The organism is Nostoc sp. FACHB-152 (assembly GCF_014697475.1).
Lineage (GTDB): Bacteria > Cyanobacteriota > Cyanobacteriia > Cyanobacteriales > Nostocaceae > Nostoc_B.
On the sequence record NZ_JACJRV010000029.1, the window covers coordinates 26,221 to 48,955 of the forward strand.

The following is a 22,735-nucleotide window of genomic DNA, read 5'->3' on the forward strand; positions in this document are numbered from 1 at the left end:
CTCCTAAATATTTTTGGTTCGAGGCAAAATTATGTTAAATTGCGCTCCACCTTCTAATACACTTTGCGCCCATAAGTTTCCGTGATGGTCTAAAATAATCTTCTTAGCAATAGTTAAACCTAACCCTGTACCTCCCGAACGACGAGTATAAAAAGGGGTAAATATTTTCTGCATATCTTCTGGTGACAGCCCTTGACCTTGGTCGGAAATTTTAATTAGCACTTCAGTTTGAAAAATCTGCCAACTACAGCTAATCGTGCTAAATTCAGGGCTAAAGTATACAGCATTACTAAATATATTGTTAAAGACTTGTTTAATTTGCAATGAGTCTATTAACAACGTCGTCGAAGTTTCAGGAATTGAGATTTTAATTTGCTTTTGATTAAGTAAAGGTTGTAGTGTTTTGATACTTTCACCTACTAAATTTCGTAAGTCTTGTGGAGCCACTCTTAATTTTTCAGCTTGACCACAATTAATCAGTTCTGTAAGATTAGTATCTATATCTTGAATACTTTCACGAATAATTGTGGCTTGTTCATACTCTTGACTTTCTTTTAAGCTGAAGCATAAATTATTTGCATACAACCCTATTAAAGATAGATGGCTCCGCAATTGGTGTCCAACTCGATGCAGTACTTGTTCTAGCAGCCTAATTTCTGATTTTTGCCTAGCATAGTCTAAATATATCTCTGCATAGTTGCTCAGAAGCATCGCAGATTTTTTGATGTACTCCTGTACATTTTTGGCGAGGGGTTGCGCTGCCAATATTTGAATATATTCTGGTTTTTGATTCCTATATCCAGTGAAACAAATATATGAAAATAAATCCAAATCCTTTAAAGGAATCTCATATATTTGCCCAACAGGATAAAAATCTACTAACCATGATTCTGAGCGTAAATATGTTAAAGCCCTGAATGATAATGGTGATTGGTTTTCTGCATATTTAAGTACTTCTTGATGTTTCTTAGCAAAACAATCATAGTAGAAAATCCGAGCCACCAGTATTGGATAGCAATTCGTTAGTTGCTCAGACTGTAATTCGCAAAAGGATTGAATATTTGATTGTTTTAAACCATGAATATCATTTTTTTCTTTTGGTAGAAGATTTTCCCTGTTCATAGCTTGGTTAACCTTTACATACCCAAAAATTACTGACCTACTTCTACTGCCCAATAGTACAAGTCAACACCTAAATATGTAGAGATGGTATTTGATTTTTGACAAAAATCAGTATATAGCTAGTTACCTTCTTTACTGTTTTTTCTCTATCTACTCAGGTGTATCTGGTAATCAAACCGGGTTCCTATACGCTAAATCAATTGACATAATTACACGAGATTACGCCAATAAAAGTAAATTGAATACCTACCTCTTGCTGACAGTTATCTAAGTCGTCACCACTAACCAAATTTGCGCTAATCTACTGATTGCAGTCATTAGTTTTGGTATGGCTAAAAATTACTAGTTAATAGCTACCAATTAAATACACTACGGCTATTAGCAATTTCTCATGAGATAGAATAAATTTATTCTAAAAAAATAATTTCATTTTTTATTCAATTGAAAATATAGAGAACTTTGTTGATTGCAGAAGTAAGTGCGTAGGCAGAGATTACACAACAGTAAGAAGGTAAGTTTCAAGTTACTGAATCTTTTCAAAAATCAAATAAGTTTCCTATATTGATTTTGAGCTTTCCAGTAAGCAGGTACAATTACTATTGTAAGTATACTGATGACTAGTTATAAACACAACAGTATTAATTGCTGAAAACTGAAGATTATAAGAAAATATACAATGCTAATCATAGCAGCCAATAAAGAATAGACTCAAAAGCTGCTTGCTATTAGACTTTTATATGTAAGTTATAATTTATTCAGTAATTGTTATAAAACTCAAAAGTGTAAATTATTAAAAATAAAATTAAATTTATATGAACAATAGTTAAATTTGATGAAATATTTTTCCAATTAAATATTTTTAATCTTAATAAAATCTTAAATAGTTGGTGATTATTTATAGCGCGATCGCTTCATCTCCTGGAGTAGTAATATTCAAAAAATCTAGATTGATAGCCTAAGGTTCAATTTGGGCGATCGCTTCCTCTGGCGATACATTACCATAGATAACAGACAAAATCCCCGGCAAATACTCATCCATCATCATCACATTGGCGTAAACCAACCGTTGGATAAGTGCGGTGGTGAGTCTGTCACCTTCTACATCAATACTGGTTTTGTAGCTAATCTCGCCATCGCTAAAATCTAGCTCAAAGTTGCCAACCATCATACCAGCATTAGCTCTCGTGATAAACTCTGCTACAGCCAGTCGCTTTTCTACTGGTGCGTTGACTGGACAAATTGAGTAAAAAACAAATTGTTGTTGTTCCTCTCTAGCTCTAGCGTAACAATTCCACTTGCCATTCTCACCTTGAAAACCTATTTGTAAAGCTGACTGTCCTGGAAGTTGCACAAACGGCCACTCATTAGATGTGAAGAAATTAATCATTTCTTCATAAATATTGCCATCTGTAGAATCAGGTGGTAGATTTGCCTCTAATTGCTGGCTAATTTCCTCTGGATTAATATTATTTAATTCTGTTAAAAACTTATCAATTCCTTCCAGCATTCTGGTAGCAGATTTTTTAGTTTTCGCAGATAGATTAGCCTCACTCCAATCTTGAAAAAAATTAATAATTCCCTGGGCAATTTCTTCACCAGAATTTGCTGCTTGCGTAAGATTTGCTGGACTGATATACGACCAAAGAGTGCGGTAGCCGACTTCCCCTGATTCCTTTTGCTGTTTGACAGATAAAGCTAACCAACTTTCGGTAGATAGTAGTATATGGTCTGGTTCTTCTTGGCTTAATTTGAGAATGTAATTTGCAGGTTCTTCAGCATTGGTGGCGTGTTCTGCTAAGAGTGGTAATAAATCTGGTTTAAGGCTGGTTTCTATAGTAATTTCAGTTTCAGGGATAAATTTTACTGACTCAAAATTGCGGATATCTGGTTTGAGACTAAATAATTCTTCAGTTTCTATACGATTGTAGACTTGTGAGTTTACTTTAAACGTGAGGCGACAGTCGATAAGTTCGTTGTTTTGTTTGGTTATAGATAGGGCGATCGCATGAATTATTATAGGCAGGGATATTTTATACAAAAAAGTTAATTTGCTATTTATTTGATAAATTTCAAGCTTTCCTTGCATTAGCTATAATATTTAGTATTTTTATTTTTAATTATTCATACTTTAGTTATTTTATTTGTTTACATTCGCAAATCTATCAAAATATTCTTTATAGTCATTATTTGGAAATAATTTAGGTAGTATATTTAACATTTTTTCTAATTGGTTTCGTGCTGTAGCGAAGTAGTAATCTGATAAATCAACTTCACAAAATAAATACTGCCAGCCGTAAAAACCTTTTGTTTCTAAGGTTTTTTCCAAATAACTAGGATAATCTAAAAGCATTTTATGGCACATACCATTGCTATCATAAAGCCAAACTTCTGGAGAAGCTTCTCCATTTTCCATTTTAAAAACGCTCATAACTCCATCACCAGTATTGGGATGATCATCAAAAGGAACTAATTTTTTATAAAACTCCTTTTCTTGATCTTCCATTTCTTCATACCATAATTCAGCTTGATTACTGCTAATAATATGATAAAGGTTACTTAACCTAAATTCTCCTCCATTCTCATATTCATTTTCTTCTAACTCATAACCCCATGATAAAGAAATCTCATCAGTTATAAATAAGCAATCTTTTAGCTTCTCATCTAATTTATATCCTAAAAAATTTTCTATTTTCGTAAATTGATCATTTATTTCATCTTGACTAACTTTAGGAATTTCATCCTTTATCGCAGTAATATCAATTTTTGAGCAAGCTTTTATTTCTTTAAACATACCTAAAAATCTTTCTCGATAGGCATTCATTAACTTTACTCCTTGCTTTTACAATTTTAATCAATTACTTTAGCTAAATTTTATTTTTTTATTATTGTGAGCGTCCTTAATTTTATTCATATCTTCATCAAATTTATTAGCATCTCTTTTAGTTTTTCTAGCATTCATTTTCAAATTAAAATCTACTAAATTTTTAAATTTTCCATCTGCCTCTCTTACATAGACAACTTTTCTAGCAAACGATTGTCTTACACCAATTATATTTTCTATCTGTACACGACCATCTGAAGAATTTAATTCAATTACGGTAGTTTGAGTAAAATCAGGTGGTTGAGGAGCTTCTTCAAACTTTTCAGAAGAGGCTGGTTGTGCTTCCCACTTGTTTGCTTGGTTGACTTGATACTCGCCCCAAGTTGCTTTTACGTAACTTATATAATCTTCATTAGGAGAACTGTGGTAAGCAATATCAACTTTATACCAGATCATTTTTCCTTGGTTTACTGCATTTATTGCTGATTTCTCGGCAGTTCTGTAAAATTTGCTATTTGTTTGAGTTTTAGCAGGTGTCAAATTAGAATCAGTTGCCATTCCACCTAGCTGCTCTGTCAACAAGTGCATTTTTACCCAAGCGGCATTTTTAGTCATACCTTGTGCCTGAAGAGCATCCCAGCCTGCTAAATTACCGCTATGTTGATTAGAGTCTTGCCCTGGCGGAAAACTGCCCTTACTGATAAATTCAGCTTTGATACTCTTAGCTTTTACATTATCTGAAAATGGCGGCATAATAGCTGGTGGAAATTCTTGAGCATTAGGAATAAATAAGTTCTTCACAATTCCAGCCATTGTATTTATATTTTGAGTTAAATCGCCATATAATTTTTTATTTTCATCGTATGATTTTGATTTTTTACTTGCTGGTTTTCCTTTATTAGATTTTATTAAAGCATCTTTTTGCTTTTCTATTTGAGTATTTAGTTGTTCTGCTTCTTGTATATATTTATTCTGCTCTTTTTGCGACTTAACATCAGTAATTTTCTTGATTTCTTTCTTTTTCTTATTTAAGAAATTGCTTATTTCAATTGGCTCTGATGCCACGCATAATTTGGCATTTTCTGCTTTACCTTTAAAAAATATAGTGTGCTTTTCACCATCTTGGGCTTTGAAATTCTTCTTAACTTTCCACCATTCTATTATTGCTGCTAATTTTTCCTTACCTTTATTTACAGTCTTGTTATACTTGTCTTTTAAGGCTTTTTTCTTATCTTCAACCCATTTTTTAGCGGCTTGTTTCTTCTTACTACCCCAAGCTTTTGCTGATTCAAACTTCTGTCCTAGCTTGCTTTTATTAAATTTATTCTTGACACTTTGTTTCTTATCACTAACCCACTGCTCGGCAGCTTGCTTTTTATCATTAACCCATTTCTGACCAGCTTCTTTCTTATCCTCAACCCACTGCTTACCAGCTTTATATTTCTCCTTAGGCGCATCTTTAGCAGCGTTGAATTTATTACCTACCTTGCTATTGTTGAACTTGTTACCAATTTTCTTAAACGCCTTCGCGCCCTTATCAATGATCCAATCAACTGCTTTCTCCATTGGTTTCCGCAGTTTCTGGAAGATAGCTTGAATCTTACCAGCAATACCACCCAAGCCTAACAGGCTAGCTAGGAAACTGATGACTACAGGTAAAGATTTAGCTAGGGCATTTTCCACACCTTTGATTGCTTGGTCAATAGAACCAGATGCGATCGCCCCAATTGCATCCAGTATGGCATTAATTAGATCAGCAATCTGCGCTGCGCGTTCAATGAAGAATTTGACAATCTCATAAATCGCCTTCGCAGCTTTGATGAATGCTGACGCTGGGGTTAACAGGCTCAGAATCCACTCAATCCCTGCTGTAATTACTTTTTCAATGACGAAGTTCTTGATAGGTTCAATCACCAAGGTATTGAGGTCGCCAATTCTGTCTTGCACAAACTGCCACATCCCAGCTATTCCTTGACTAGCTAAGACTCTAAATACCTCAACACTTTGTTCCATCCGGCTAACTTTCTTCTCACCCAATCGTTTCACGGCTTGGGCGCGAATTACTTCATAGGTAAAGCCCAAAAGCTGCATTGCTAGGCTAAAAATACCTTTGATGTCAAGATTTTCTGGGATTTGAAGTCCACTTGCTGCCATAGTCCCAGTCAGCCAGCCGATTAAACCTGCCTGGAGATGCTTCCCAATATTCTTCATAAAGTTGAGGAAGCCTTGCTTCACTGCCTGAATCAAGTTACTCAAGAAACCAATCGGGTCTTTGAGGATTTGCCCAACGACACCAGCAACCCGTGCTAGTACTTGAAGCAGCATTTTTGTCAGTTCGATGATCGTCTTAATCACGCCGACGATGAAATCTAAGGCTTTCTGCACCAAACCTTTATTTGCCGCCTTCATCTCTTCAATGCGGGCATCCACAGCATCCAGGTTTTCTTTATACTTCTGGGCTAGGGTATCAATTAGCTCATCTTGCTTGCTGTCAACAGTCTGCTGTAATTCGGCAAATTTACTCTCGATGTCTGCGGCTGCTTGTTGACCAACTCCTTTCAGGTCTTGGGGTAGTTTGTTGACGTAATTTTGAATTTCCTGCTTACCAGAGGCGATTTCCGCTTTGGCTTGGGTCAGACCTTTACTGATAATGGCGACAACATTGTTGATTACACCATCCATCTGTTTGATGTAAAGATTGCGACCTTCTTCATAGAAAGCGTTCACCTCTGAGGGCATACCGAATAATTTGTCTCCCAGCCATTTTGCTGGCCCCAAAATGCCACTGTAGCGATCGCTCTTATAATCATCCATCCGCTTGCCGACGTAATCCTCAAAGGCCTTCTTCGCTTCAGCAGCACCACTATCAAAGGCTTGGATAACTTGACCGTCTAATTCACTGAGGGTTTTCTCAACTTTGACTTTAGTTTTCTCATAAATCTTGTTAATATCACCTGCAACTTTGGCCCGTGCTTGCTCATCCTTACCTTTGGCTCCCACCTGATGATCTGCTACCTGACCCAAATTTTGATTACGGGTATTGTGCATTGCATCTAGATGCTGTTTAGCTGTAGTTTCCGCCGTAGCTTGAGCCGTTGCGAGGATAGCTTGTTCTTGCTGACGATATTTAGGTGGTGCTTCTACTGCATTGGTTTGGGCATCCTTCTTGACCGCCAGTGCTTCTTGGAACTGCGGTTCATTGGATTTTGCTAACTGTTCCTCGGAAACATCCGCCTGACTCATCTGCTGCTCAAGGTGTTGACTATCGACTTGCAGAGGTGCTTCCACTTCACCTTGCCCTTTAGATTTAGGTGCGGCTTGCTCTGCACCTACACCTGATGGCGGTGTACCTGGCTCAGTGTTTGGCAATGGCGTGACTTGTTTCGCTTCAATACCGCTAGTATCTGGTTTTTCTTTGGTCTTCTCTTCTAGTGGTTCTTGAGTAGCTTTCTGCTCTTCTTTCACTTGACCACTCAACTCACCTTTAACTGAGTCAAGTTGGTTATTATTTTTAAAATTGTCAGCATCTTCTAATGTCTTGGGAGCCATGTCAGCAATTCGCTGCATCAATTTGGCTTTAAAAGCGGCTGCATCAAATGCGGGAGTTTCCGCCTGTCCCATTTCACCAACTTGATTAGCTTGCGCCTTACTATCTACTTCATTTCCCGGAGGTTCTGCTGCTGCTTGGGCTTCCCCTGCTTTCTTATCAGCAGGTGCGTGTTTTTTCTCCTGGTGTGCAACTTCTTTAGTTGTGTTGACTACCCCTTGAAATGCTGGGTCTTCTTCAGGGGAAGCCGGAGCCTTTTCACCATTATCAGCGATCGCTTCACCACCTACTGCTGTTTCAGGTATAGTACCAGTGTTACTAGCTACATTTGACGCAGGTAAATTACCTGCCGCTTGATTTGCTTTGACTCCCGGTAATCCTGTCGCAGCCTTTGGTAATTCAGGTTTATCTTTATCTTGTGCCTGGGGAGCGACTTCCTGATTATTAGTCTCTTTTGATACTTGCTTATTTTCTTGATTTTTCGGAGCCTGTTTCCCAGATGTATCATCTTTTGGCTCTGGCTGTTTTTGTGGATGCTCCTCAGCCTGTTTCTTAGTTGCAGATTTGGTTTGAGAAGATGCTACTGTTGCATCATCTTTTTTTGTCGGGGGTGGATCTGTTCCGGCATTTCCCTCATCTGCTGGTGGTGGAGAAGCAGTTTGCTGCTTTTGTGTCGGATTTTGATTTTGTTGTTTCCCTTCTTCCGTATCAGTTTTTACTTTTACTTCGTCTGTTTTTTGTTCAGTATTGCCCTCAGTTGGCTTTTGCGGACTCTCCCGCATTTGGATGGCTTGCCCAGATTCAGCAATATATTTTGTTTGAACTTTGTTTTCTTTTGGTGCTATGTGCAGCGATTTTGGCTGTAATGAACTGCTATTCTGCTGGATGACGTGGGTTAACTCATGGGCGAGTAATTCCTTACCTGAATTACTTCCTGGTGAATATTCGCCTTGGCGGAAGAAAATATCTTGACCTGTAGTAAATGCACGAGCTTGTATAGATTTATTTAAACTATCAGACTTGGCACTAGTATGAATACGTACACCGCCGAAATCAGCCCCAAATGCTTGCTCCATTGGTTGCTTGATATCATCTGCAAGCGGCTGTCCACTACCACGGGACTGTTGAATAGAAGTTTCTAAATCGGATGCGGCAGTTTTTTCAGCCCCACTAGGACGACGCTGCACCATCGGCTTCATTTGTAATTCTTCTTCCTGTGGTGCTTGTTGGCGTTGCAGCCAGGAAGTAGAAGAACTAGCCAGCGATTTCATTTGTAATTGTTCTTCTTCCTCTTCCTGTGGTGCTTGCTGTCGTTGCATCACAGGCGTGATGGAATTAGCCAGAGGTTTCATTTGCAATTTGTCCTCTTCCTCTGGCATTTGCTGAGGTTGCACATACTGGCGTGCAGGTTGGGCAATTCTTCGCATTACCTGCTGTGCTATGTTATCCGCTTGCTGTTCGTAAAAATCTCCTGGCTGGCTAATTGAGAGTTTGGCTTGGGGACGCAGGGAAATTTTACTGATGTCGTGGCCTGGAGGCTTGTCGAGGAGTTCGGTTTCGGTAACTGTTTGGGGTGAAGCTTCAGGCGACTCTAAACCGAACCCGCGCGTCGGTTGTTTGAGAGTGGGTATAGAGACAGTGGTGGTTTTCTTCCCCTGGCCTAGGTGTTCTCTCATGATGATTCTCCCGATGCCCAAGCAGTAGATATTTTGCCAGTATAAACAATTAGGTTACGGCGATCGCTCTCACAACGCAATTCTCCTAAAGTCTAAATTATAGTCATCGCACACAAATCATCCAGGCGATCGCATTCAACTAGCAATTCTTACTCCTGTTGCCGATAATAATTTTAGAGGTAATTGTTCAAGAGGTCTGATTGTGGTCTTTGCTCAAACTAGTCCCCCAGATGTGATAACAACTCACCTCACCTTAGACGAGTATCGGGCAATGGAGGAAACTAACCCAGAACGCCACGAATACCGCAATGGAGAGATTATTACTATGTCGGGAGGTTCAGAAGCCCACAGTGCCATCTCTAGTAACTTATTAATTTACCTGGGGTTTTTGCTGAGAGATACCGATTTTCGATTGTATAACAGCGACTTGCGTGTTTGGATTCCTAAATACCAGTGTGGTACTTATACCGATTTGATGGTTGTGAATGGTAAACCAGAGTTCAACGGAGAACGCAATGATGAAATTCTCAATCCATTACTGATTGTCGAAGTTCTATCGCCCTCTACTGAAGCCTATGACCGAGGCGAAAAGTTCAGAAAATATCGTTCTATTGCCAGCTTTTGTGAATATCTGCTGGTGAGTCAAACTGAACCTTACATTGAGCAATATTATAACCAGGATCATCAAAGTAGCGATCGCTGGTCATGGCAAGTTTACTCTGATATCCAGCAAGCGATCATTCTGCACAGTTTAAATATAGAAATTCCTCTGGCTGAAATCTATCGTCGCATCGATTTTTAAGGGTGGATAACTCTCTTAATAATCATACAAAAAGCAGGCGATCGCACTATACTTCGTTAACGCACCTTACAAGAGCAGGCGATCGTACTGTGGCTGAAATCTATCGTCGCATCGATTTTTATGGGTGGCTAACTCTCTCCATCATACAAAGAGCAAGCGATCGCACTCTTCTTTGCTCACGCAATCCCATCGAAATGGTGCAGGATAAAACCACCTGCACCGTTCGGTATAGCATCATAATAAAAATGATTGTTTATGGTTTTTCCCTTTTTAACTCTGTTCTTCCCGTCGTAACTGAACTCAAAAATCTTATAAGAATTGTCGGTTAAGAACTGGTTGTTGCCTGTTGACGGATTGACAACTCTATTGGCTGCAACTGCATGGTAGCCATTAGTTTCTCGATTATTTATTTCGCTGCGAATACTGCTCAATTCGTCTATTGAAATTACATGACATGCGCCTGGAATTGTGCCAGCCCGTTCTTGTGCAATATCTTGCGCCTTTTTAAAGTTACCCATATGTTGCTGTCTAAACAAATCAGAGATAACGCTGGCTGCACCCGATTTTCGTAAGGTTTTACCCAAGCTTGCTCTAAAGAGCGATTGCTGCACCGCCCCCCCATTCTGCTGCACAACGTGGGTCAACTCATGCGCCAACAACTCCTGACCCCCGCGACTCCCTGGATTATATTCCCCCTGCCGAAAGAACACATCTTGCCCTGTCGTGAAAGCCCGCGCCTGAATTGATTTATTCAACTGGTCAGATTGAGTATCTGTGTGAACCTTCACCCCACTAAAATCAGCCCCAAACGCCTGTTCCATCGGTTCTCTGATATCGTTCCCTAGCAGATGACCACCGCCCCTAGCTTGATTAATCGAGGTTTCTAAATCAGATGTAGCCGCCATTGCACCTCCACCTTGACGCTGTACCAGAGGCTTCATCTGCAATTCTTCTTCTTCCTGCGGCACTTCTTGACGTTGCAGTATGCTAGAGTCCAAAGATTTCATCTGCAATTCTTCTTCTTCCTCTGGTGCTTGCTGACGTTGCAACGTGTTAATCTCCAGAGGCTTCATTTGCAATTCTTCTTCCTCTGGTGCTTGTTGACGTTGAATAGACTGGCGATTTCCAGACTGCGCTATTCTCTGCATTACCTGCCGCGCTACACTATCAGCTTGTTGTTCGTAAAAATCTCCAGGCTGGCCAATTGTCAGTTTTGCTTGTGGATGATGCAGTGCAATACGGCTAATATCGTGACCCAGAGGCTTATTCATGGGTTGTACCTCTGTCACTGCTGGCGGTGAAGCGTTCAACGACTCTAAACCAAAGCCGCGTGTTGGTTGTTTGAGAGTCGGTATGGAGACAGAGGAAGTAGTTTTTTTCCGTTGAGCTATACGTTCTCTCATATTATGCTCCTAATAATTCAGCAGTGAATACTATTTTTGCCAGTATAAAGATAAGAATACAGCAATCATCATCATCACACTATTCGCTAAAAGTCTAAGACAGCAAAAATCAAGTTCGACTTTTGGCTAATTTTGATTCTCATGCAGTCCGTTTAGCCTGGATCTGAGGACTAATTTTGAGTTTTAGTTTATGGACTCAACTGGAAAGGAAAAGTTTTTCACACCCAGTAGTGATATCGGCGGTACGGCTGGTTATGCAGGTTCGGCGTTTGCATCCAATGCAAAAGGAGTAGGGAAAACAGCCGATAAATATCTTAATGATTCGTTGCTATTAAATCAGCTAACTGAACGCGTATATCAACTTTTACTAGAAGATATGCGTATCCAGCGAGAAAGAGTTAACTATGGTCATCAAAGGTGGTAGCTATGGCTGGAAACAATAACGGTAACGTGACTCATGAATTAAACTACGTCACTACTAATAGATTTTATGTAGAAATAGACAAAGCGATCGCTGCATCTTTTACGGAGTGTTCTGGCTTAAGCGTCCAAATTAAAAAAAATGTATTTTACGAAGGTGGAGTCAACGACCAGCAGAGAATTTATTTAGGTCAAACAGAATTTGCTGACGTAACTCTAAAACGTGGAATCACAGATAACCAAGGTTTTTGGAAATGGATTAGTTCAGTTTTTACTAAAAAATCAACTCGGCGTAATGTGAATATTTTAGTATTCAATCAAGCCGGAGAAACCATGATGAGTTGGACTTTGATTGGTGCTATTCCCATAGCCTGGAAAACTCCTGGACTGCAAGCTGATGGTAATGCAGTTGCTATTGAAGAATTAACTTTAGCTTATGAAGGTTTGGAAGTAGGCAAAGATAAAGGTGGCGGTAATCCTACATCACGTATGTCAACGGGATTTTTCTCATCGCATTAGGTATAACCTAATTTATATAAGAATATGCCAATTATTCAATCACTATTGGGTAGTCAAGGGAATCCACTTGGGCAAAAATCCTATCTTGGATATCAGCACAATATATCTTCACAATCAAACACTAACTCCCTGCATTATCGAAATAGCAATTTTATTAAACCTTTAGTTACAACAAAACCAATTTTTCAACCATCTAAATTTTTATTAGCCCGTAAACGTCACCCCTTTATAGATACACTAATTACAGATGGAGATAACTTTGGAATTCCAGAGATCGATTCTGATTTGCCAGCAATAGAATTAGACAAATCTAATTCTATTGCACAGGCAAATATTCCCGATGGAGGAACAAAGATAAAATTTGATATTAGCAAGATGTCAAATTTATTACAAACTCAAATAGCAAGTAATTTAGATAATAAGATATTAACTGAAAAATCTTCTCAAATAACAGCACCAAAAAATACAGCTAAAACTAAAAAATCATCACAATCAAAATCGGTTCACAAACCCAAAGCCCAAAAATCACCCAAGTCATATAATTCTCAAAGAAAAACAAAAATTATTGATAAAATTTCTAATAATAGTGATGGTAATTTATTAACTACAGATGGTTTGTACAGCGAAATAGATAATACCTCAACAATACAACCACTTAATTTAAATAATAGTGCGATCGCTATTAATCCAACCGAGACTATAATTAGTGATTCAGAAGATAACTTATCCTTGCTTAGAAAGTTGAATAGTGATAAATCATCAGTAATTACTGATTTACCATCTAATTCAACCGATATTTTATCTGATGTTGCTCATGCTGACAAAGAGGAAATATTAAATCAAAATAGTGAACCATATATTGATAGCAGTAATCTAATAGAAGATAAAATCTTAGAACTTGAATCATATCAGAATAGCCAAGATATTAATACAATAGATGAATTTTCTAATCAGCCCCAAGCACTAGATAATGAAACACAGCTAGATAATGATCCTTTCATTAATCCTGGGTATTCAAAAAACAATGAATATCCAAATTTTACGCAGCCAGATGCTTTAAGAGAACCTAATAAAATTTCACCATTATCAATTTCTCCCAAAACAGAATCACATCTATTTTATAGTCATAGCAATATAGATGAAGTTCCTGAAGAATCATCAAACACAGTCTTGGAAACAAACCAAGATTCTTCATCATCAAGTAATACCAATAATAGTAGTTTACTAGAAACGGAACCTTTAGTTTCAGAAATTATCTCGCCTAAGCTTGAGAATATACCAAATTCATCTAATTATTTAGATAATACTCAGGAACAACCGATGATTTATGATATAAATTATTTTGACAACAAAGCTAACTCTGTAGATGAGGTTATTGCGTTAGATACCAAAAAAAATATTATTAATATCCCAAAAACACAATCTATAAATACTGAAGATATTGAATTAAAGTCAACATCACCTATTATTGACAGCCAAACTAATTTATTCATAACGCGTGAAGAAGTTAGTACACCAAAACCAAAAAGAGTTACACCTGATATCACATCGACAGATTCATCAGATATTCAGGAAGATAACATCATACAAGCAACGACTATTCACCCAGAAATTCAATCCTCTATATCATCACAGGAAAATCTCGCACCGTTAATTACGATTCAACCTGACACTACATCACCAGCAGCACAAGAGATTGAAGATACTAATACATTAGAATTAACAGCAGTTACACCTGTTACTAATTCACCCATATCCCCACAATCTGAGGAAGAATATACACCAGAATTAACTACAATTCAACCTGATACCACCTCAAGCACAGCACCAAATATTGAAGATATTCACACAAAAGAATTAGCTACAATTACGCCTGATATATCACCTATATCACCGCAATTAGAGGCAGAATCTACACCAGAATTCACTGCAATTCAACTTGATACTATATCAAACACATCACCAGAAATTGAAAATCAAAACACAGCAGGATTAACAGCAATCACGCCTGCTAGTACATCATTCATATCACCACAGTCTGACGAAGAATCTACACTGGAATTAACTAAGATTCAAGCTGACGCTACCTTAATCACATCACCAGAAATTGAAAATCAAAACATAGCAGAATTAACAGCAATTACGCCTGTTGCTACATCTCCCCTATCACCTCCATTGGCGGAAGAATATACACCAGAATTAACTAAGATTCAAGCTGATACAACCTCAAATACATCACCAAATATTGAAGATATTCATCCAAAAAAATTAGCAGCAATTACGCCTGCTAGTACATCATCCATATCACCACAATCTGAGCAAAACTCTACACCAAATTCAAATATAGTTAACTCAGAGACTGCTGATATATCATTAAAAAATATCACTGAAGCTGAGAATTTGGCGACTTTCAGCAAGATGATAGAAAATGAACAACCAATTCAATCAGATGCAAGTTTAGCAATTAATAATTTTGAACTGTCCAACTTTGTACCTAATTTTAATACATCAGAAAACACATCTCCTCCAGACAATGTAGATAATACTTCCAGCATTGACATTGAGCCAGCACCTATCTTAAATAATTTACCAGCACCTAAAGGTTATGCTACTGGTGGTCATGTTACCGCAACCTCAGTAGAAAATCATCAACCAGTAGCACCCTCTGATACTGTACCTGCAATGCTGACACCTGGAGAATTTGTGATTAATGCTAAAGATGCACAAAAAAATCTCCAGATACTCCAGCATATCAACACCGGAGGTTCAGCCGAGGAGATGATATCTCCTAGTTTTGAGGAAAGTTATCTTCAAACCCCGGAAGCCAGGAATTTGCTAGAACATACGACTAAAGTCGATTCTTTTTTAGAGACTCCATTACAACGCCAAACTGCTGAACCTGATATATCTACAGAACCGACTCCTATAAGTTCGCCTTCTTTGGGTATGGAAATTGGGAAGCAAAGGCGATCGCTACTTAACCCTCCACAAATTAATATGGTGGAAGAAACAACAAATATTTCTGATCAATCTTCACCACATTATTCTTCACCTTCCCTGATTTTCCGTAAGACTAATTCAACTACTAACACTCACACCCCCTCTCAATGGTCAAGTGTTGAAGAATTATTAAATGGTAGTAATGATGAATTTACTAACTTTAACTTCGGCGGCGTAGAAAATAATTGGCAAAATAGCCCATCTTCTCAGTTTGCATCATCTTCCACATCAACACAGATTTTGACTAAGCGACTTCCTACACCTCAAGGTTTTGCTAATGGAGGTGAAGTAATAGCACCCGATATATCACGAGACATTGCACCCATCACCGAAACTATACAAAGCCCATTATCATCTTCAGCAACAGAAAATAATGATGATCATGATGATGAAAAAATTGAAGCTTTAGCCCAAGCAATTTATTACAGGTTAAGGCAAAGAATCGAACTCGAAAGGGAGCGTCAAGGAATATATGTAGGTCGCTTACCTTGGTAAAGTATTTAATAATTTGAGGAGCAATATTATGGCAAACCAGACACTTGTAAAAGCGAAACTCGTAGCCTATAACGGTGAAGCCCCAGACATAGAATTCATGTTTAATCCTAGCGATATTAGTTTTTCGCGCACAGTAAATTGGTCAAGTAATCAAGGTAATAGAGGAACTACTTTACTTCCGAAAGTAAACTTTTCTAGTGTGGAGCCTTATAAGTTTACTTTAAAACAGTTACTTTTTGATACTTATGAAACTAAAGAATCAGTAATGAATAAGTATATCAATAAGATAAAAAAAGGAGTAGAAACTATTAATGGTTCCCCAGACCAACGTCCACCAGTTTATATATTAACTTGGGGAAGTGAATATTTTTATTGTGTGATGACAAGTTTAACCTATACATTGAATATGTTTTTGAATGATGGTACACCAGTTAGAGCAATAGTAGAGATAGCTTTACAAGAAGTAGATAAAAATAATATGCCTGGAGGAAAAGAATCAGCTTCTCAAGGTGAGGCTCGGACAGCAGATCCTAAAGTAACATCATGAGATAATTATCAATAAAAATTTATAAAATCATTAATTATTATGCCAGACCGTAGCCTTTATTTAAGTGAACCAAAAATTCAGATAGAGGGGCAAGATGCTTCTCCAGAATTAGTCAAAGATATATTACAAATTACCGTTGAAGAAAGTCTGCATTTACCAGCAATGTTTACGCTGGTAATACATAATAGTTATCTGCCTACTGTTAAACGTTCAGAATACAAAGAGTGGCGACACCAAAAGCTATTTGAAATTGGCAAACAAATAAAAATCGGCTTTGTTTCGAGTACAACTCAAGATAGTAACTTTAAAAAAAAATTAGAACATGGCTTAATTGAGGGAGAAATTACAGGTATAGAAACTCACTTTAATGAGAAAACAGAAGCACCCATTATTATTCGTGGTTATGATATTTCTCATCGGCTGCATAGAGGGCGTTATAATCGTTCATTTTTGAATCAAACTGATAGCGATATAGTTAAGAAAATAGCCAATGAAGTGGGTATATTGTTAGGGAAAATCGACGCTAGTGGCGTAAATCATGAATATGTCTTTCAAGAAAACCAAACTAACATGGAGTTTTTGAGAGAACGGGCGGCTCGGATTGGATATGAATTATTTATCGAGGATGGAAAACTAAATTTTCGACAACCAGAAAGTAAAGAATCTCTAAACCTAAAATGGTTAGATGAAATTAGTAAATTTAGTGTTCGGGTGACAAATGCTGAACAAGTAAATGCTGTAGAAGTGCGTAGTTGGGATTATACTCGAAAAAAATTGATTGCTTCAGAAGCTAAATCAGAAAAAGTAATTACTGAAACAGGTAATGGCAAAGGGAGTAAAACCAGTACAGCATTTAAAGGTAAACCTCCCAGCCCAAAAATGATAGTTGTAGATCAACCAGTGGCGACAGAGAATGAAGCTAAAAAGATGGCTCAAGCTTTGTGTGATGAACTGGGAGGAGAATTTGTCTATGCAGATGCTCAAGCATACGGAAATCCGCAAATTCGTCCAGGGCGGATTATCAATCTTGAAGGTATGGGCGATCGCTATAGTGGTAAGTATTATGTAACAGAAACACGCCATTTCTACACTCAAAGAGTGTATACAACAGATTTTAGTGTGCGGGGTTTACGTCCAGGCAACTTATTTTCTACCTTATCCACACAAACACACCTGCAACCAGGGCAAACATTCTTAGTAGGAATTGTCACCAATAATAAAGACCCCAAAGGTTGGGGAAGAGTAAAAGTCAAGTTTCCTACCCTAACCGAACAAGATGAAAGTCACTGGGCGAGAGTAGTCGCCATCGGTGCAGGCCCTAATCGTGGTTTTGATTGTTTACCAGAAATAAATGATGAGGTCTTAGTAGGTTTTGAACATGGCGACATCCACCGTCCATACATACTTGGCGGTGTGTGGAATGGTAAAGATGCACCGCCAGAAAAAGTAGATGACTCAGTTGTTAAAGGTGTCCGATTACGTACCTTTAAAACTCGTACAGGGCATACTCTACAGTATATCGAAGAAGATAAGGCAGCGAGTAAAGCAGGTATTCGTTTACAAACAACTAAAGGTCACAAAATTTATCTTAATGATAGCGATCAGTTCATCGAGATTAAAACCACTGGTGGTCATAGTATCAAAATGGACGATAGAGGTAAATCAATTACTATAGAAACAACAGGTGGACATAGCATCAAAATGAGCGATGCAACTCAATCAGTCACCATTAAATCAACAGGCAATCTCGATATTAACGCAACTGGCATAATTACAATCAAAGGTTCCTTAATTAAACTCAATTAATCTCCATAAAATCTCCGCGCCACTCTGTCTTGAAAAGTTTGCTCAACGGGGGAAACCCCCGCACGCAACTTTTCGCTGCGCTAACCTCTGTGTACCTCTGCGTTAAAAAATCATTCAAATAATCATGTCTAAACCAGCCGCCAGAATTACCGATAACGTCGCTCATCCCTTACCCCCAGTATTAACAGGAGGCCCCGGTAGCCCTAATGTACTGATTGGCAATTTACCAGCGTGGCGGGGAATACCCGCAGCCGCCCTTCCCGCTTTACAGTCTGCCAAACAAGCATCAGATATAGCTGTTCAAACGGCTGAAGCCGCCAGCAAAGCCGCAACTGGTACTCCAGGCGCACCAGCAGCCATTGCGGCTGAACAAACTACAAAAGCCACCGCCGCCGCCACTATGAGTAGCATGATTTCTGCTGCTGCTGCTTCCTCTCCTCCCTCGATGGCGGATATTCACCAATGTGCCACTCCCTTACCTATCCCACCCCACGGGCCGGGTGTGGTAATTGATGGTAGTAAGACGGTTTTAATTAATGGTCTACCCGCCTGTCGTCTGGGTGATACTATTCTCGAAGCATTGGGGCCTACTAACAAAATTGTGAAAGGCGAGCCTACGGTGTTGATTGGTGGTTGAGTGAGGGGTTAGAGGCTAGAGGAATGACCTCATTGGGATGAAAACTGCTGTAAGAATTATTGTTCGACTTTTGGCGAATAGGCTTATGGCTATTGTGTCGGTATCTTTTTAAGGTATAGATGTAATAGCCATATCATACCTATGGTTTATGATCAGCGAAAAGATTATCTAGGGACTGGTTGGGCTTTCCCTTTGCAGTTGAGTTTGCAAGGGGGAATCCAAAAGACTAGTGAAGACCAAAAAGTTAGAGAGTCTATCTGGATTATTCTCCGGACGGGAGTTGGTGAGCGCGTTTATCGACCTAATTTCGGTTCGCGCTTGTCGGAGTTGGCATTTGCACCTTTGAATACCGATACTCTGCTGCGAATTCGTCTTTATGTCTTGGAAGCTTTGGAAGTGTGGGAACCACGAATCACTATTGATGAAGTTCTGACGGAACCCGACCCTATACGTGGCAGAGTGAACATCATCATCAATTATCGGTTGAAAGATTATGCCGATATTCACAGCTTTGTTTATCCATTCTATTTGCTGGCTGCTGGAGAGTAACTGTGAAATTTGACTTTTTGCCACAATTACCTTCTTCTAACTTAGACGATCGCACCTTTGATGACTTAGTAGAAGAAAGTATCATGCGTATCCCTCGGTACTGTCCGGAATGGACAGACCATAACCTCAGTGACCCAGGAATCACGCTGATTGAATTATTTGCTTGGTTAACAGACCAAATGTTGCTGAGATTTAACCAAGTACCGCGTAAAAATTATGTAGCTTTTTTAGAATTACTGGGTATTCGTCTTCAACCACCAGCCCCAGCCCATACAGAATTAACTTTTTATTTAAGTTCTGACTTACCTGAAGCCTATACCATTCCCGCAGGTCTGGAAGCTTCCACAGTACGCACTGAAACTACTCCAGCTATTACCTTTAGTACCGATTCACCTCTAATCATCGGTAAACCCCAGATTCAGCACTTTTTAACTGCCCAAACAACCGAAGAAATCCCCCAATCTCTGCGCGAAAGGCTGGCTAATGTCTGGACTCGTCAATCTAATGGCTTGTGGGCGGGGAGTGAACAATCTATATTTAATGAACAACCCCAACCGGGAAATTGTTTTTATTTAGTAATTAATTCTGATGATTCTCTTGATGGTAATGTCTTAGAAATTACCTTCCAAGGAGCAGCAGCCACCCCTACAGGAATTAACCCTAATCAACCGCCCCGCGCTTGGGAAGCTTGGGATGGAGAAAATTGGCAGCCAGTTTTATTAAAAGAAACCGACGACTATACCAAGGGTTTCAGCTTTTATGAAATTGAACAACAGGGTACAAATCCCGCTCAAGGTGCTGATGTTCGCCTGCATTTACCGCAGACTTGGCCTGTAACTAACTTCACCGTTTATCGAGGTCGCTGGCTACGCTGTCGATTCACTACCCCGCCAAATCAAGAGGGTTACAATCGTCCACCGCAAATTACGGGGTTAGCTGTACGGTCAATTGGTGGTACTGTCAGGGCTACCCACAGTACCCTGATTCAAGATGAGCGTTTAGGAATTAGTGATGGTAAGCCAGGACAAAGTTTTCAGTTATTGATGACACCAGTTTTAGAACGGCGAGAAAATGAGTATATTGTCGTGACTCCTCCCGGTGGTTTACCGCAGACTTGGCATGAAGTCAGAGATTTCGCTGATTCTAGCCCCCAAGACCGTCATTACACGATTGATTCCATCACTGGGACTGTGCAGTTTGGGCCGTTGATTCGGGAACCTGGACAACTCAAACGCCAAACAAAAATGCGATCGCGGATTCAAGAATCCATCGTCACAGATGAGACAGTTGTGCAAGCATCTGACCTGGAAAACGCCCAAGAACATCAGTATGGGGCTGTGCCGCCACGAGGTTCAGAAATCAGAATGTTAGCCTATCGTACTGGTGGCGGTAGAGAGGGGAATGTGCAAACTGGCTCAATTCAATTTTTGAAGTCTGCATATCCCTACGTAGCCAGTGTGATTAATTATCCACCAGCAATTAATGGTGCAGATGGGGAATCTTTAGAACAGGCAGTGATTAGAGCGCCACGCATCCTGCGTACCCGCGATCGCGCTGTCACAGCCGAAGACTTTGAAGTTTTAGCACAACAAGCAGGGGCTGGTGCGATCGCACGAGTTCGCTGTTTACCAGCCGATGCTCATAGACAAGCTGGTACAGTGGGTTTACTGCTTGTTCCCTATGCCAATACAGATGGTATTGCACTAGGCGAAGGTATTGCACCACAACAGTTTGCCCTCAGTCCGGCACTGCAAGAGCAAGTCCTGAAATACTTAGATGAAAGAAGATTACTAGGAGTACAAGTACAACTACAAGAACCAGATTACGTAGGCGTTTCTGTACAAGCAGAGGTAGTCTTAGAACCTACCTATAACAACCCTCTAGCAAGAGCCGAAATTTTGCGTAATCTGAGAACAACTTTGTATAGATATTTAAACCCTCTAACTGGCGGTATGGAGGGTAAAGGGTGGCCTTTTGGAAGACCCGTTTATATATCTGAAATTATGGTGTTACTGCAACAAACTCCTGGTGTAAGGCACTTAGAGTCAGTCTTACTCTTCGCCATCCGCAAGCAAGGAGATACATGGAGGCGGCAATCTTCTCCTGAACAAATAATAGATCCTGGGACTCAAGGTTTAATCTGTTCTTGGGCTGATAATAACCTGCGTTCTGGCCATGACATTCAAATCAGCAATCGCTAAAAGCAATTAGAAAGCCGTAGGCTGAATCAGTTATCAGGTGATGTTCACTGTTCACTGATAACTGTTCACTGATAACTGTTCACTGACACTCCCACTCCCCTCTGTAATTTTAAATTAATATCAGGTCACATCCTATGGTGCAAAGTCGTTCTAGTCCGGCTGTTCGCATTAACTTAACCCCGATGCAAATTCCAGAGGCTGTACCTGGTGCGGGGTTAGCATTCACCAAACCAGAAAGCATGGATGCAACAGCACAGAGTTTAGTTCTGCATCCAGGGGAACCGAGCGAGATGATTGTGCAAGTGCAGAACTTAGAACAACGTCCGATCACAGTAACTCTCAAAGTTGAAGGTAACTTTCCGGCTGAGTGGTGCCAAATTGGTACAGAAGGAAATGAAATTCCGCCACGGGGACAGATGGATGCTGTTCTCTATTTCACAGTTCCCGCCAGCTTTTTTGAGGATCAACAAGCTATCATTGCTGGGCAAAAAGATAAATTAAATCTTGACTATCGTAGCTTAGTTGCGATCGCTATTAACTCAGGCACAGACACAGAACAAATCCAGCACAGCGAGTATTTTAATTTATATGTGCGTCCTTACAGTGCCTACATGGAATTTTTGCCAGTTTTATATCGAGAAGTAGACTTTATCGGTCGCTTTATGAAGATATTTGAACAGGCTTATCAACCTGCGATCAATAGTTTTAACGCCATGTGGGCAAATCTTGACCCCTTAACAGCACCAAAAGCACTATTACCATTTTTAGCTCATTGGGTCGCATGGCAAATAGATTCTGTTTGGGATTTGCAGCAACAACGGCGTTTAATTCGGCGTGCAGTTGAACTTTATCGTTGGCGAGGAACTCGTAAAGGGTTGCGGCTATATTTACATCTTTATACAGGCTTACCTTTAGATGAGGATATATCTAATGAAGCTGACAAACATATTAGTATCACCGAACCCTTCGGCCCTAGTTTTGTTTTAGGTTCAGCACAATTAGGTAGCGCAGTTTTAGCAGGTGGCGACGCGTATAATTTTCGAGTCTGCTTACGCCCTAATCGTCCTAACATGAACCTCAATGAACAATTAATCCGCCGAATTATTGACCAAGAAAAGCCTGCTTTTTGTACTTATGAGTTGGTAATAGAAAATTTTAGTAACTCATAAATTATTCAAATAACAGACATG

At 39.3% G+C, this 22,735-nt stretch carries 15 protein-coding genes; 10 read left to right on the top strand and 5 right to left on the bottom strand.

Annotation, left to right across the window (positions count from 1 at the left end):
- Positions 1-3: 3 nt before the first annotated feature.
- The 4 genes from H6G76_RS19350 to H6G76_RS19365 all read right to left on the bottom strand — a co-directional run bounded on the left by H6G76_RS19350 (position 4) and on the right by H6G76_RS19365 (position 9,166).
- Positions 4-1,122 carry a sensor histidine kinase KdpD gene (locus H6G76_RS19350; RefSeq protein WP_190704090.1) on the bottom strand — a complete coding sequence of 373 codons (1,119 nt, stop codon included), beginning with the start codon at positions 1,120-1,122 and terminating at the stop codon, positions 4-6.
- 955 nt (positions 1,123-2,077) lie between these two features.
- Positions 2,078-3,208 (bottom strand): YbjN domain-containing protein, encoded by a 1,131-nt coding sequence (locus H6G76_RS19355; RefSeq protein ID WP_190704093.1) that lies wholly within the window; start codon positions 3,206-3,208, stop codon positions 2,078-2,080.
- Positions 3,209-3,259: 51 nt separating this feature from the next.
- Entirely contained in the window at positions 3,260-3,943 is a 684-nt protein-coding gene (locus H6G76_RS19360; RefSeq protein WP_190704095.1) for an SMI1/KNR4 family protein, read from the bottom strand.
- A gap of 39 nt (positions 3,944-3,982) precedes the next feature.
- On the bottom strand, positions 3,983-9,166 hold the full coding sequence (locus tag H6G76_RS19365) for a DUF4157 domain-containing protein (protein WP_190704098.1): 5,184 nt from the start codon (positions 9,164-9,166) through the stop codon (positions 3,983-3,985).
- 202 nt (positions 9,167-9,368) lie between these two features.
- Between H6G76_RS19365 and H6G76_RS19370 the strand changes: the two genes are divergently transcribed.
- A complete protein-coding gene (locus H6G76_RS19370) occupies positions 9,369-9,968 on the top strand; it encodes a Uma2 family endonuclease (RefSeq protein WP_190704101.1) in 600 nt (199 codons plus the stop codon).
- 176 nt (positions 9,969-10,144) lie between these two features.
- On the opposite strand, the gene H6G76_RS19375 is transcribed toward H6G76_RS19370, so the two are convergent.
- Positions 10,145-11,371: a DUF4157 domain-containing protein gene (locus H6G76_RS19375; protein ID WP_190704104.1), complete on the bottom strand. Its 1,227-nt coding sequence runs from the start codon at positions 11,369-11,371 to the stop codon at positions 10,145-10,147.
- 190 nt (positions 11,372-11,561) lie between these two features.
- Here H6G76_RS19375 and H6G76_RS19380 point away from each other — a divergent pair, with 190 nt between their 5' ends.
- The 9 genes from H6G76_RS19380 (at position 11,562) to H6G76_RS19420 (ending at position 22,714) form a co-directional block, all read left to right on the top strand.
- Positions 11,562-11,795, top strand: coding sequence for a hypothetical protein (locus H6G76_RS19380; protein ID WP_190704106.1), 234 nt, complete (start codon positions 11,562-11,564; stop codon positions 11,793-11,795).
- A gap of 2 nt (positions 11,796-11,797) precedes the next feature.
- Complete coding sequence (locus H6G76_RS19385; RefSeq protein WP_190704109.1) at positions 11,798-12,310, top strand: phage tail protein; 513 nt, start codon at positions 11,798-11,800, stop codon at positions 12,308-12,310.
- 24 nt (positions 12,311-12,334) lie between these two features.
- Complete coding sequence (locus tag H6G76_RS19390; protein ID WP_190704112.1) at positions 12,335-15,805, top strand: hypothetical protein; 3,471 nt, start codon at positions 12,335-12,337, stop codon at positions 15,803-15,805.
- Positions 15,806-15,833: 28 nt separating this feature from the next.
- A complete protein-coding gene (locus H6G76_RS19395) occupies positions 15,834-16,352 on the top strand; it encodes a hypothetical protein (RefSeq protein ID WP_190704114.1) in 519 nt (172 codons plus the stop codon).
- 39 nt (positions 16,353-16,391) lie between these two features.
- Positions 16,392-18,158, top strand: a complete 1,767-nt coding sequence (locus H6G76_RS19400) for a VgrG-related protein (protein WP_190704117.1) — start codon at positions 16,392-16,394, stop codon at positions 18,156-18,158.
- A 124-nt stretch (positions 18,159-18,282) separates the two neighbouring features.
- Positions 18,283-18,795, top strand: coding sequence for a PAAR domain-containing protein (locus H6G76_RS19405; RefSeq protein WP_190704120.1), 513 nt, complete (start codon positions 18,283-18,285; stop codon positions 18,793-18,795).
- A gap of 141 nt (positions 18,796-18,936) precedes the next feature.
- Positions 18,937-19,344: a GPW/gp25 family protein gene (locus H6G76_RS19410; RefSeq protein WP_190704122.1), complete on the top strand. Its 408-nt coding sequence runs from the start codon at positions 18,937-18,939 to the stop codon at positions 19,342-19,344.
- Between the two features lie 2 nt (positions 19,345-19,346).
- Complete coding sequence (locus H6G76_RS19415; RefSeq protein ID WP_190704125.1) at positions 19,347-21,545, top strand: putative baseplate assembly protein; 2,199 nt, start codon at positions 19,347-19,349, stop codon at positions 21,543-21,545.
- 134 nt (positions 21,546-21,679) lie between these two features.
- Positions 21,680-22,714, top strand: a complete 1,035-nt coding sequence (locus H6G76_RS19420; RefSeq protein WP_190704128.1) for a phage tail protein — start codon at positions 21,680-21,682, stop codon at positions 22,712-22,714.
- Positions 22,715-22,735: the final 21 nt, after the last annotated feature.